This is a genomic window from Leptolyngbya sp. ST-U4, assembly GCF_039962215.1.
GTDB lineage: Bacteria > Cyanobacteriota > Cyanobacteriia > Elainellales > Elainellaceae > Leptolyngbya_A.
The window spans coordinates 1-13682 of the sequence record NZ_JAMPKZ010000056.1; the positions used below are offsets into that span (position 1 = coordinate 1).

Annotated in this window: 7 protein-coding genes and 1 pseudogene; all 8 read left to right on the top strand. The window is 48.6% G+C overall.

Features of this window, described 5'->3' with window-relative positions; all coding sequences use genetic code 11:
- Positions 1-149 (top strand): annotated as a pseudogene (locus tag NDA02_RS26960) (IS5/IS1182 family transposase); the annotation flags it as partial.
- 1074 nt (positions 150-1223) lie between these two features.
- Positions 1224-2123 (top strand): glycoside hydrolase family protein, encoded by a 900-nt coding sequence (locus NDA02_RS26965; RefSeq protein ID WP_348256235.1) that lies wholly within the window; start codon positions 1224-1226, stop codon positions 2121-2123.
- A 38-nt stretch (positions 2124-2161) separates the two neighbouring features.
- Positions 2162-3037, top strand: coding sequence for a peptidoglycan-binding protein (locus NDA02_RS26970; RefSeq protein WP_348256236.1), 876 nt, complete (start codon positions 2162-2164; stop codon positions 3035-3037).
- A gap of 131 nt (positions 3038-3168) precedes the next feature.
- Positions 3169-5304 carry a caspase family protein gene (locus tag NDA02_RS26975; RefSeq protein ID WP_348256237.1) on the top strand — a complete coding sequence of 712 codons (2136 nt, stop codon included), beginning with the start codon at positions 3169-3171 and terminating at the stop codon, positions 5302-5304.
- A gap of 122 nt (positions 5305-5426) precedes the next feature.
- The gene (locus NDA02_RS26980; RefSeq protein WP_190790692.1) at positions 5427-8081 is read left to right on the top strand and encodes an NACHT domain-containing protein; all 2655 of its coding nucleotides are present in this window, start codon (positions 5427-5429) and stop codon (positions 8079-8081) included.
- Positions 8082-8159: 78 nt separating this feature from the next.
- Positions 8160-9608 (top strand): lecithin--cholesterol acyltransferase, encoded by a 1449-nt coding sequence (locus NDA02_RS26985; RefSeq protein WP_190790693.1) that lies wholly within the window; start codon positions 8160-8162, stop codon positions 9606-9608.
- 104 nt (positions 9609-9712) lie between these two features.
- Positions 9713-11068, top strand: coding sequence for a hypothetical protein (locus tag NDA02_RS26990; protein ID WP_190790694.1), 1356 nt, complete (start codon positions 9713-9715; stop codon positions 11066-11068).
- Between the two features lie 487 nt (positions 11069-11555).
- The gene (locus tag NDA02_RS26995; protein ID WP_348256238.1) at positions 11556-13559 is read left to right on the top strand and encodes a YARHG domain-containing protein; all 2004 of its coding nucleotides are present in this window, start codon (positions 11556-11558) and stop codon (positions 13557-13559) included.
- Positions 13560-13682: the final 123 nt, after the last annotated feature.

Sequence of the window (13682 nt, forward strand, 5' to 3'; positions counted from 1 at the left end):
AATCGCGAGTGGTCTGTGAAAATGCGTTTGCTGGAGTCAAGCGTTACAATGCGGTGAGCGCTATCTATCGCAATCGAAAAGCGGAGTTTGATGATCACCTTATGCTAACCGCAGCAGGATTATGGAACTTCTACCTGACTGCGGCATAGGAAGAACTTGAAAGGTCGCATTGGCTAGCTCTGTTCTTATTTCCCGACAACTCTATTTAAATTGGTATCAGTTCTGACAATTTCGTCGAGTTTGGTAAAGCTCATCTCTTCAGTCTAAATTGCTGCTGCGTAAGTCCTGTCAGTTTCAAAATTCGCTGAAACTGGATAATTTAGAGGGCAGTGTAGCACCCTAAATATTTCTCAACCAATTCCTAACGCTCGTTAGGTGACAGACCTGAAGTTGTTCTCATACCTTGGAAAACATTCACATCTTACAGGCTCATATTCACAGCAGTATTTCGGCACTGAGCAAGAACGATTAACCGGAAGTATCGATCGCAAATTCCAGTCGTCTAACCCTTGTATTTCCGTTTTTAATTAAGTTTTAACAATTCGGGAAAGTACCCGTGGGGGTACTACGAGAAGTCACAAAGTGCATCCGACAATCAAAGAGTTCGCAAGCCTAACTCAGTGCTTCGAGCAAATGCATTATCTACCACATGAGAGATTATTGATGCTAACTCTAATCTGGCTGACGTTAACCCAAAACCCACTCAGTTTTCAAGGTCGATCGCTGGAAAGTAACGCCCCTTGTGTTAAAGATGCTCAAGAGGCAGGAAATCGTCGTTCTGGCAGCTCGATCAACATAAAGTTTAAGACTATGAATCTTTAGCTAGCGGTAGCTTAAACACGATACAAGGCATTGTGGGACAGGATAACTTGAGAATTTACAGCAAACAGGCTGTTTTTTCTAGAAAATAAAAGTCCAAGTTAAGACATGCTAAAAAAACACTCTAACAACGATGTCAAAGTTTAGGATTCTATTGACGAGAAAAGCTTGGTGTCGAAGCTTTGTTGCTCTATCTTCACGAATGCACTACTTAAACCTACAAATTAGCTTCCATCGGTTGGACTGAGCCTCTCCCTGAGCCTTAGTCTATATGCAAGGATTTGTTCTAAACCCGTTATACACAAACCTCTAGGGCTTTCACCCATATTACTATCTCTGCGCGGTTAGCAAAAGGTAGCAGGATTCGTATGACTAGATAACTTCAGGATGGAGAACATTCTTCTATGGAACGATCGCTTGAACTATATCCAGATGGTCGCTTGTATGAACTGGAAGGAGACTATGCGGTTAAAGTGACTGAAACCCAAGGGCAAGTGGATGCGATCATCAAAGCACTCCAATTTAGTACTGCCCAAACGCTAACCGTTGCCCCTCCCGAGAAAGAACCTCCAGAGGTCATTACCCCTAGAGGTTCCCGTCGTATCAATGACGAAGGCTTTAGGCTGCTCACCACCTTTGAAGGGTGTAAATTACATGCTTACGACGATGGAGCTGGTGTCTGGACAATCGGCTATGGGCACACCAGAGGGGTTTCTCCGGGAATGACCATTACTCAGGTACAAGCTGAACAGTTCTTACACGAAGATCTGGAGCAATTTGAATCCTATGTTGAAGATGCCGTTCAGGTCGATTTGAACGAGGAGCAATTCTCAGCCTTAGTGTGCTTCTGCTTCAATGTGGGACCAGGAAGCGAAGGATTTGGGGGTTCAACGCTGCTTAGAAAACTGAATGCCGGAGACTATGAGGGCGCAGTTGGACAGTTTCCTGTATGGAATAAAGTGGACGGCGAACCCTGGCTCGGACTCACGCGCCGACGACTCGCAGAACAGGCACTCTTTCTCAGTCAACCCTGGAAGCCTTTCCTTACTTACGAAGGAGATGGAACAACAGGTCGGACTATTGGCACTCGCACCTTAAAACTGACTAGCCCGATCATGCAGGGTGAAGATGTCCGTCGCGTGCAGCAAGCACTCATTAATGCAGGATTTAGTGTTGGTACTGATGGTGCGGATGGCTTCTTTGGTAAAGCAACAGATGCTGCTATTCAACAGTTTCAGCAGAAAAAAGGACTCACAGTAGATGGAATTGTAGGCAGTCAAACTCTGCAAGCGTTAGGTCTATAGATCATTAGCTTCACAACAGGATATACCAGGAGAATATTATGACTGATAGCATCATTGAACTTTGTACAGAGATTAATGAACGGGATAAAAATGGGATCAGAGCCAGCTTTCGAGGACCGTTGCAAGATGCCCCCAGTGCCGCCTCAACTTCGATCGCCAATGGGCTATCTCAGCAATTAATTCATCAACTTCAACTGATTCTGCCTAATGTCTTTACCAGTTTTGATGATCTCAATGTAGATCTGCTCGATGCCGCCTACCCCTATGTTCAAACTGCTGCCAAACAAGGACTCCAGCGCGCGATTCAGGATCGGGGAGCAAAGATGCTGGTTAACTCCTGCTACCGGACAATCGCCCAGCAAATGCTGCTCTACATCGATCGTCACAACAACTCAAATCCGGTTGCCCCGCCAGGAGCTAGCAATCACCAGACGGGATTGGCGATCGACATCGAAGATCCGAGAGGCTGGGAATCTTATTTGATGCGCTATGGCTGGAATCCGCTGCCCGGTGACCCGCCCCACTTCGACTTCCAGGGAGGCGGCACGACCGATATTCGCAGTAAGTCGATCCTAGCCTTCCAGCAGCTTTGGAACAAGAACAACCCCAATAATAAAATTGGTGAAGATGGAGCTTTTGGTCCACAGACTGAAGGGGCACTCAATCAATCTCCGGCTCACGGTTTTGCTAAAGCTCCCTGGGATGATAAGCCCAGAGTCCTCAAACTTACCCAACCGCGAATGGAAGGCTCTGATGTGGAACGTCTCCAGGACACCCTGAAGAAGGCAGGGATTAATGTCGGTGTGGATGGTGAATTTGGACCCGGAACCGACAAAGCCGTCAAGGAATTCCAGCAGAAGAAAAGCTTGACCGCAGATGGAATTGTGGGATCGAACACCCGGGCAGTGATGTAAAAAACACCTTGAGAATAGATTCCTAGGTTTGATCCTTGCTGCATCTGCGAACTGAGACTCAATCCGAGTGCTTTAGGACGCTGGTGCAGCAATTGCTCAGGTATTAAAAAAATCTAGATACAGCACAGCACATGACAGAACAAGCTTCAACCATTCATGCCCTTTTGATTGGCATTGACTATTACCAGCCAAATAAGTTTTATAAAAGCTTGAAAGGAGCCGTCCGAGACATCAATCTCGTCGATACATTTCTCAGGCAAACCTTAGAGATTCCGCCAGAGCGCATTCGCAAGCTCACGTCACCCAATCAGGAAGACGCAGTTCTACTGGAAGCGAGATCTGCCCAGGACGAGGAGCCAACTTACGAAAATATTATCCGGGCATTTAGCGAGATTACCGAGACGGCAGAACCCGGAGAACAGGTTTACATCCATTACGCTGGACATGGCGGCAATCCGCAAACCGTGTATCCCAATCTGAAGCAGGGCAGCAACCAGAAAGACGAAGGCATCGTGCCAATGGATATTGGAGATTTGCCGGAAGGTCGCTATTTGCGCGATGTAGAGATGACGACGCTCCTTAAACGAATGACGGATAAAGGGTTGATTGTGACCGTTGTGCTGGACTGCTGCAACTCTGGCGGTGCAACGCGCGGCGATGCCGAAATCCGCAGTTCTGAGCTACCGGATACTTTGCCTCGCACAGACAAAAGCTCGGTCGCAGAACGGGAGGAGCTAGAGCGTAACTGGTTAGCAAGTACCAGAAATCGCCTTGTTGGAGCGGCAGGGTTGCCTCAATCTAGAGAGTACGTTTTACTGGCAGCCTGTCGTCCCAGCGAGTACGCCTACGAATATGCGGTGAACGGCGGCACAGAGCGCCACGGCGCATTGACCTACTGGATGATCGATACGCTCAGCAGTATTGCCACGAGCGGTCAGCCGCTGACCTATAAACTGCTGCACGATCGCATTAATGCTCAAATCCAAAGCAAATTTCCACAGCAGCTCCCGATGATTATGGGTGAGAGCGATCGACTCGTGTTTGGTAGCGATCAATGGTCTACGCCCTACACGGTTGCGGTGATCAAAGTAGATTCGACGAGAACCCAAATCACACTCAATGCAGGGCAGGCGCAGGGCGTCAGCAAGGGCACTCGCTTTTCGATTTATCCCCTGAACACTACTGACTTTACCGAAAAGGAACGTCAGGTGGCGATCGTGGAGCTAACCCGGGTAGATGCGTCTGCGTCCACGGCAAGAGTTTTGAAGCCGGAAGAAGGGGGAATCAAAGTCGAGGGGAAGATTGAATCGGGTGCGCCTGCGATCATGGTGTCTGCCCCGATCGATCTGATTCGGCGCGTGCGGTTCTTTGACCAAAAGCAGGAGGGCGAGCAGGAACATGAGCTGCCATCCAATCTGGTGCAACGACAGGCAACTGCTTTAGAATCGGTGCGGCAAGCCCTGGCAGGAAACGGTTGGGTGGTGGAAGTCAAGGAAGGAGAATCGGCGCATTATCAGGTGGCGGTGGGTCGAGAAGGAGAATATGAAATCAACATTGGCACTCCCCTGCAAAATCTGAGACCGCCACTGTCTATTGATGACTCAACGGCTCCTCAGCGTGTGGTCGATCGCCTGGTGCATCTCGCCAAGTATCAAGCCGTGCAAAGCCTGGATAATTCGGGGTCGAAACTGAGTCAGGCGATCGAGGTAGAGCTATTAAGAGAAGACGGAACACCCTTTGACACTCTCCAAAATCTGGTGGTGAAAAATGATGAGGTTGTTATCCTTCGTCTAACCAATCAGGGATCGCAATCGCTGAAAGTAGCTGTCCTGGATCTTGATCCAACCTGGGCAATCTGGCAGATTCCGATCGGGGGAATGGAGTCACCCTTCTTTAGCCTGGAGCGAGGACAGAAGCAAGAAATCATGCTCCGAATGAGCGTTCCAGACGACGAATTTTATCAGCAAACCAAAGAAACGCTGAAAGTCTTTGCAGTGCAAAAGGGATTGGCTGATTTTCGCTGGCTCACGCTGCCGCCGCTAGATGAGCCGCAGGAGCCGAGAGGGGCTGAACTGGAGCAGGCGTTAGAAGCCGAAAACGCTGTCACCCGTGGCGAAGCCGAAGGCGTTAATCCCCTGAATCAGCTTTTAGCGGCGATCGGGGCTGATTTAGATAAGGCTCCCCAGGTGACAAGAGCAGCAACGATGGTGGTTGACCCAAGGCAGGAGTGGGTGACAAAGCAAATTCAAATTGTTGTGGAGCGATAGGAAATTGGAGCGATTTAAGATTTCGATCGCCTCTGCCTCCATGCAAACTAGCCATTACTAGAAACTTTTATCGTGAGCAACACTAAGATGATTAATAGATTGCTATCGCAGGATGGAAACTAGTGCCAAAGCTCCTCATTCTTTCCTCGAATCCGAGACGCGACCTTGACCTGGAACGAGAAGTTTCAGATCTTGTCACAGCGGTACAGCGATTGGGAAAGTTTGAAATTGGGCTTGGGTTGGGTGTGCGTTCACAAGAACTACCAGGACTGCTGGCAGAACATTCTCCACAAGTGGTTCATTTTTGTGGGCATGGAGCAGGAGAACAGGGGTTAGTTTTCCAGGATGAGCAGGGGCGAGAACAGTTTGTTAGTACTGAGATTTTGGCGCGATTATTCAAGACTTTTGCCGATGAGATTAATTGTGTTGTCCTAAATGCTTGCGATAGCGATCGTCAGGCAGAAGCGATCGTTGCCCATGTCAACTATGTGGTGGGTATGAGTCAGCCCATTCTGGATATAGCTGCTTATTACTTTGCCACTGGCTTTTATCAGGGATTGGCGGCAGGAAAATCGCTCGAGCAATCGTATGAGTTAGGCTGTATTGCAATTCAAATTTGGAGCGAAACAAATTCCTCCGCCAGTCAGCAGTATCGCAAATTTGAATACGTTGGGGAGATTTCACAGTCTGAGCCTAAGCTACAAGAGCATTTGAAGCCTGTATTGCTAAAGAAAAGGGAGTGGATAGCGATTGAGGAAATTGCGATCGGCTCAACTCCGGAAATTCCTCTGGCAACATCTTCTGAACATTCACTACAGTTCGTTGAATTTGTGCAGCAGGAAATTGATCGCAAAGAATATAAAGATCAAGCGAGAACAGCTTATGACAATTTTGGACAGTTTTCAGCTCAAACTGCGAATGCTTTAGGCAAATCAGAGTACAAGCAGCGTCAAATCCTTTTAGGCAAGGTAAAGGAATTCTGGATTGAGGGATTTCTCAAGCCGTCGCTTCAGGGAATTGATGCCCTCAAGCTTGAACTAACAGCCAGACCGGATGCGATCGCTGATCGATTTCAGGGAATTGAAGCGTTGGCAGTGGAGTTGGATAGCTCCTATGAGATACTGCGGGAGACGCGCATCCATGAGGAAATTGGCGGAGGACGGACGCTGCTGATTCTGGGTGAGCCGGGAGCCGGGAAAACGATTGCCCTGCTACAACTGGCACAACGCTTGATCGATCGCAGTGAGCAGAATTTAACTTTGCCAATGCCTGTTGTGTTTAATTTGTCGTCCTGGGCAAAGGAGCGCAAATCAATCGTCGATTGGTTGATCGATGAACTGCGAGAAAAATATCAGGTTCCCAGGTCGTTGAGTGAACCCTGGATAACTCAGCAGCAGCTTATTCTGTTACTGGATGGACTGGATGAAGTCAGAGAGGACTATCGCAACGATTGCGTTCGGGCTTTGAACGAGTTTATAGAGCTGTTTCCTCAGACCGAGGTAGCAGTTTGTAGTCGGGTGCGAGATTACGAAGCCCTGAGCGAACGCCTACAGATTAGCAGTGCCCTCTGCCTTCAGCCGCTCTCGCCTAAGCAGGTGTATGAGTTTTTGGACAAGGTCGGTGGATCTCTGGCAGGTTTGAGAGCCTTGCTCAAACAAAATTCTGACCTGGAGCAGTTTGCTCAAACCCCACTGATTTTAAACTTTATGAGTGCGGCATACCAGGGGTGGTCAATGGAAAAGTTGAGGGATGAACTTCGCTCAACTTCGCATCGCAGCCAACACTTATTTGAGACTTATATCGGTCGGAGGCTAGAGCGGGGTGCTGCTTCAGAATATTCTAAGCATCAGGTGCTGAGCTGGCTGAGTTGGCTGGCAGGTCGAATGGTACAGGAAAAGCAAACGGTATTTTTGATTGAGAAGATGCAGCCAACCTGGTTAAAGAATCGCAGCGAGGAAAGAGCTTATCGAATTAGAACCTTTATAGTTTCTGGGCTGAGTGTTGGGCTGATTGCTGGGCTGATTGCTGGACTGATTTTTGGGCTAAATTATGAGCTGAGTGGTAAACCGCTTAATGGGCTGAGTATTGGGCTGAGTGTTGGGCTGAGTGTTGGGCTGGGTGTTGGGCTGAGTGTTGGGCTGATTATTAGCTTATCCCGAAAAATATTACCTTTAGAGAAACTGAGTTGGTCGTGGCAAAGGGCAAAGTCTGGATTTATTCGCGAATTGTTTAGTGGAGTTGGTTTTGGGCTGATTGGTGGGCTGATTGGTGGGCTGTGGTATGGTTTTGGGCTGATTGGTGGGCTGATGCGTTATGGGCTGATTTTTGGGCTGGGTGGTGGGCTGATTTTTGGGCTAGGTTTTGGGCTGGGTAGCGGACTGGGCAGCTCTGACATCGTTCAACGAGCAGTTCCGAATCAGGGAATTCGCACCTCTCTAAGAAATGGCCTTTTCATTGGGCTGATTTATGGGCTGATTTACGGGCTGATTTTTGGGCTGATTTTTGGGCCGATTTATGGGCTGATTGATGGGCTGTGTTTGGTGCTGATTTACGGGCTGATTCTTGGGCTGGTTTTTGGGTTGAAATATGGTGGAATTGCTTGCATTCAACACCTCACTTTACGCCAGTTGCTTCACGAGAAAGGGCGCATTCCCCAAAACTATGCCAAATTTCTTGACTTTGCTTCAGACCGTCTCCTAATGAAAAAAATTGGGGGTGGCTATGTCTTTTTCCATCGAATGCTGCTAGAGCATTTTGCCCGAATGAATCTTAACTAAATTTAAGCTAGAGGGCTGCGTTGGATTCTAGTTGGCGTGAGAGAAAAGTGAAGATATCCAGCTTTTGGAGAACGAATCATGGTGAGTAAAGCTCCGATGAAAGATATGGTCGTCATCCTTCCCGGCATTTTGGGAAGCACGCTGCAGAAGGATGGCAAAGATCTCTGGGCAGTTTCCGGGCAGGCAATCTGGCAGGTGTTAACCCGATCGACCCAAACAATCAGCAATCTCAAACTAATTCAAGATAATTCTGAAGTAGACAATCTGGATGATGGTATTCGCCCCACAGGTTTGATTCAAGATACGCATCTTATTCCAGGCTTCTGGAAGATCGATGGCTATACTAAAACCACACGTTTGATTACTGATAACTTTGATATCATTCCGGGTGATATTTACAATGACCCCGATAATAAAGCCGCAAACTTCTATCAGTTTCCCTATGATTGGCGGCGAGATTGTCGGGCGAATGCGCGAATTCTGAAAAAGCTGATTGATAAGCGGCTGAAATGTTGGCGAGAAAGTAGCGGAGCCGCTGATGCCAAAGTAATTCTAATGGCGCACAGCATGGGAGGGCTTATCTCTCGCTATTACCTGGAAGTGTTAGAAGGCTGGCAGGATAGCCGTGCTTTGTTCACCTTTGGCACACCCTATCGCGGTTCGTTGAAAGCCGTTAACTTTCTAGCAAATGGCTATAAGAAGCTTTTCCTGGATTTGACCGAAGTGATGCGATCGTTCACCTCCGTCTACCAGCTTTTGCCCATCTACAAAGTCATCAACATCAACGGAGAATATCATCGGATTGCAGAAGTCGAGGGTTTACCGAATATTGATCAGATGAAGGCACAGGATGCACTGGCATTCCATCGAGAAATCGAGGCGGCAGTCGAGCGGCATCGGCAGGACGAAACCTATCTGCGATCGCTGGCAGTTGTGCCGATTTCGGGCGTTCAGCAGCCCACGCTGCAATCTGCAACTCTGATGAACGGCAAACTGACGGCAACTGAAGATTTACCCGCCGTGTTACAGAACCGATCGGATCTGGGTGACGGCGATGGAACGGTTCCCAAGGTTTCCGCGATCCCGATCGAGCGATCGAAGGAGTTTGATAATTTCTTTATTGCGGAGCAGCATGGGGGCTTGCAAAATCAGGCTCAGGTGTTAGATAGCCTGCTCAACACGCTGCGCATGAGCCAGTACACCCTATCCGATGTTCGGGCGAAAACCCCTCAAACCGCCATTAGCTTGAGCCTGGATGATTTGTATCTGGCAGACGAACCCGTTGCTCTACGAGCTAAATTGATCGGTGTACCTGACTCAGCCCCCGGAAAACTGAAAGCTGAGATTGAATCGGTGTCGAGCAAGCGACCTGCGCTGAAACTCGATTTTGTGGAGCAGGAGCAAGAATGGATTTTGGCGATCGAAGACTTACCCGCAGGACTGTATCGCGTCAGGGTGCAGGCAGACAATTTGAACGAGCAGGCTCCAACACCTGTCCATGATGTGTTTGAAGTCGTGAGAGTTTGATTGACAGTTATTAAGCAGACAGACGAGGAGAGAAAGGAATGAGCACTGCACAGAACGAAAGACTATCTTCACGGGACAACCCGTTAGAGGAAGGACAATAACCTATGAAACGGTTTTTACTCCCTGTTTTCCTTCCTTTCCTGCTATCGCAAAGTATCGCAACGGCTCAAACGGCTCCGCAGGCTCCAGCCCCTCCTGACGTGCCATCTGTTCCTCAGGGGCAACCCGTCATCGGCAATCAACCTCCTGTTATTCCCTTACAGGGCACAGACCAGATTCAGCTTCGCCTGGTCAATTGCAGGGCAATCAATTGCCTTTTGTCCCGCCTTTTTCTGCCCGCCAGTAGCCGACTCAACCAACTGAGCCTGGAATTGGACAACCCCTCCGCAACGCCAGTTCAAATTCTCAGCTCAGCCGTCTCCGTCCGGGGAGAATTCAACCTCTATCCGCTGACCAGTAACGCCCTGTCGCTGCCCCAGGAGCCAATCACCCTCCCTGCCCAGCAAATTACGACGATTCCCCTGACCATTAACCGTTCTGTGATACCGCCCGATCGATACATTGGCAAAATTTACCTGGTTCAAGCAAACCAAAGTAACCGTCTCGTGCTGCCCGTGAATATGAGCGTGCGATCGAGTCCGCTGATGCCTTTGCTCGTGCTGCTTCTCGGTATTGTTCTGGGGCAATTGTTCAAATATATGCAGGAACAGGGCGGTCCTCAATCCAAGGCACGCAAGAAGGTGTATCAACTGGAGGAGGATATTCGAGACGCGCATCCAGGGGATCGCAAAATTCTGCTCCCCATGATTCGTGACGTCCGAAAGCGGGTCTATCGGCAACAGCTCGAAGTGGTTGATACTCAAATTACGCTCATCCAGAGCCGACTGGCAGTGCTGAATCAACTGCGATCGATCGAGAATGGGCTTTACGAGAAACAAAAGCAAAATGATCTGATCGACGAGGAAACCTTTGGGCAAATCCAAACTGCACGAGACCTCATTGCCCGGGGGCAAGATGATGCAGCAACGACCGCTGTGAGTGAAATTTTGCAATCGATCAGTGCGACGAGACGCGGCGGCGCAGCAGATGATTCCGACTCAACGGCAGCAGCTCTCCACAATGTGGCTGTCAATCTCGATAAAAGCGCACGCAATGCGATCGTGGAAGCGGAAAAAATAGAGCCTCCAACCCGAAGCGAGCAGCTACAGCAATTTCTGGTCTCGCTCTCAGGGTTTTCAGATCAGGCACGTGCTGAAGCGACCTTCTGGTTTGTTCGTCCGTTGCTCTATCTGGTCTTGCTCACTGGTTTGACCCTTACAGGCTTAAACACGCTCTACATCGAGAAAGGCGATGCCTTCGGAGCCAGACCTATGAGCGATTATCTGGCGCTGCTGCTGTGGGGATTAAGTGCCGATGTTGCAAGTCGCAGCCTCAGCAATTTACAGGGGCAACGGCAGTGAAGCCAAGACATAAGTAGCTAGTATGCATTATTTTAAGGCGTGAGCGAAACAGCAAAATCACCACTGATGTCAGCATTGATAAAGAAACGATCGTCCATCAAATCCTGTTAACCGATCGCTACAGCATCACCTTTGAGTCTATTTCAGCCTTTGACGCTAACTTTGAAGCTGCGATTAATCTGGCGAATACGCTTAATGCAGGCAGAGTGGCATTTGATCTAGAACAAATTGCGAAAAAGCAAGTGATCATTCGTGTGAATGATGGCAATGAGTATTTGATTGCGTTGAAAGATATTGATTGGGATGACCTTTAGCAGTATTGATTTTTCAGGCAGAAGCACAGCAAAACTTCGCGAACGTTTGTATTGATTGCTAATGCCAAGTGTTTTTGTTTCTGAATTTTGCTTGATAGGAGTTGAAATACTACTTTAAATGGACATTAGAGTTGAATTTGCCCTGCCATCTACCGCTTTTGCCCCCTACTCCTATGAAAATCCTGATCCTGGCATCTAACCCGCGCAAAGACCTCAATCTCGATCGCGAAATTCGAGAATTAAAGCATGTGATTGAAAGATCTCGCAACCGAGAGCAATTTGAAGTAGAAGACGCTTTGGCAGTACGGGTTGGGGATTTGCAGGATCTGCTCCTCGAAAATCAACCCCACATTGTTCATATTTGCGGACATGGTGGCGGTACGGCAGGGTTGGTGCTAGAGGACGACGATGGCAGGGAGCAGTGGGTAGGAACGGAAGCTTTGCGGGATTTGTTTCGGCTTTTCTCCAGCAAAGTCAGATGCGTTTTGCTGAACGCCTGCTATTCCAACGAACAAGCAAATGAAATCGTCAACTGCATTGATTATGTGATCGGGATGGAGCAGGAAATTCGCGATGATGCCGCGATCGCCTTCTCTAAGGGATTTTATCGGGCACTGGGATATGGCTGTTCGGTTGAGGAAGCTTATGCGTTTGGCTGCAATGCAATTCAATTAGAAATTACCAATCGATTAGCAGCGCGATCGCCCACTCACAGAAGTGCGGCACAGGCGGACACGCCAGATCTAACTCGCAAAGCTGAGGTGGTTGAAGCAGTCAAAACCACGATTATTCCAGAACACCTGAAGCCGATTCTCAAAAAAAGGCAAGGACTGTCTCTCGGTAACGTATGGCAACCTCAGTCCAGCCCGTCTCTTCCACAAGAAAAAAAGGAAGAAATTCAGTGGGAGTTAGCTCAGGAACTGATCAGCTCTCAGCCTGAAAGCGTGCAGGCTCAACCTGAAAAAAATTCCGATCGCATTTCTCAAAGTCAGGCTCAGAGCCAGCCATCCTACAGTCTTCTAGAAGTTCCTGCCTCACGTCGTCGGCGCACCACTCCACTGCTCATCGTCAGCATCGTCGGCATCCTGGCTGGGCTGCTTTCATCGATTGGGATCTACACTTATCGCCAGAGGTCATTGAACCAAACAGAGCCATCTAACACAGAGCAGGCACAAGTTCTTCCACCATCAGCCCCAGCGGAATCCCCTAACTCGGAGCTGCCCAGTAAAGAACTGTCCGATCAGGAGCTTCTAGAACAGGCAAAGGAGTTTGCTAACAAGAATCAGTGGAAAGAGGCGATCGCTGTCCTTGCAAAGATTCCTGCTGATAGTCCTGTCGCTGAACAGACTAAAGCCTATCTCACCGAATGGTCAGATTCATTACTGAAACGGGCACGCGAGCTTTACGACCAAGGCGATCTAGACGGAGCATTGATAGGGGCTCAGGGCATTCCCGACAATAGCCCTAACCATGAACAGGCGAAAGCAGCGATCGCAGCCTGGACAGCAGAAAAAGAAACGGGAAATAAGATCCAATTTAGTTTGACAAATGCGTGGGATGTGCAGGGCAGCAGGCAATTGCTTTCAACAATCCAGAGTCCCGGGTTTCTGGAAAAAATGAAAGCGGACATTGCAGCGATCGAGGTAAAAATTCTGGCAAATGCACAGGAGCTTTATGCGGACGGTAATAGGGACGAGGCTTTGCAAAAAGCCCAGATTATTCCTGAAGGCAGTCCTTCCTATCTAGAAGCGCAGAGGCTGATCGCAGCTTGGAAGGAAATTGAGCGGACACCTAGTCCTAGCCCGAATCCCACTCCCACTCCACCTGTTCCTACCCAAACTTCCAAGCCAAGTCCACCCGATAATGGCTGGTTTTTTGTTCAATCTGAGTACGGTTGGTTATCTGAGCGATTAGTGACTGAGGAAGATTTGCAAGGTAAAACTGCAATTGAGCTAGACATTTTAAGAAATTCTCTCTTTGCAAGATATGGACTGAGGTTTAACAACCCTGAACTTCGGGCAGCATTTGAGGCTCAACCCTGGTATCAACCGACCGGCATTAGCTTCGGTGAGGTCTATAACAAAATGTCTGAGCTTGAGCGGCAAAATTTTCGAGCAATCTGTAAGTTTCAGAAGGAGAGAAATCCTAGCTTGAGTGGAAATCTTAATTGTGATTGACCAAACTGCAGGCTCATCCCATCTTTTGGTGAAGTTTTGGCAAGATAGAGATATATTCTCTGAATCAGGAGAAATTAATCTTCATTCAACCGCTTTTACCTGACCCCACCCAGTTACACCTCG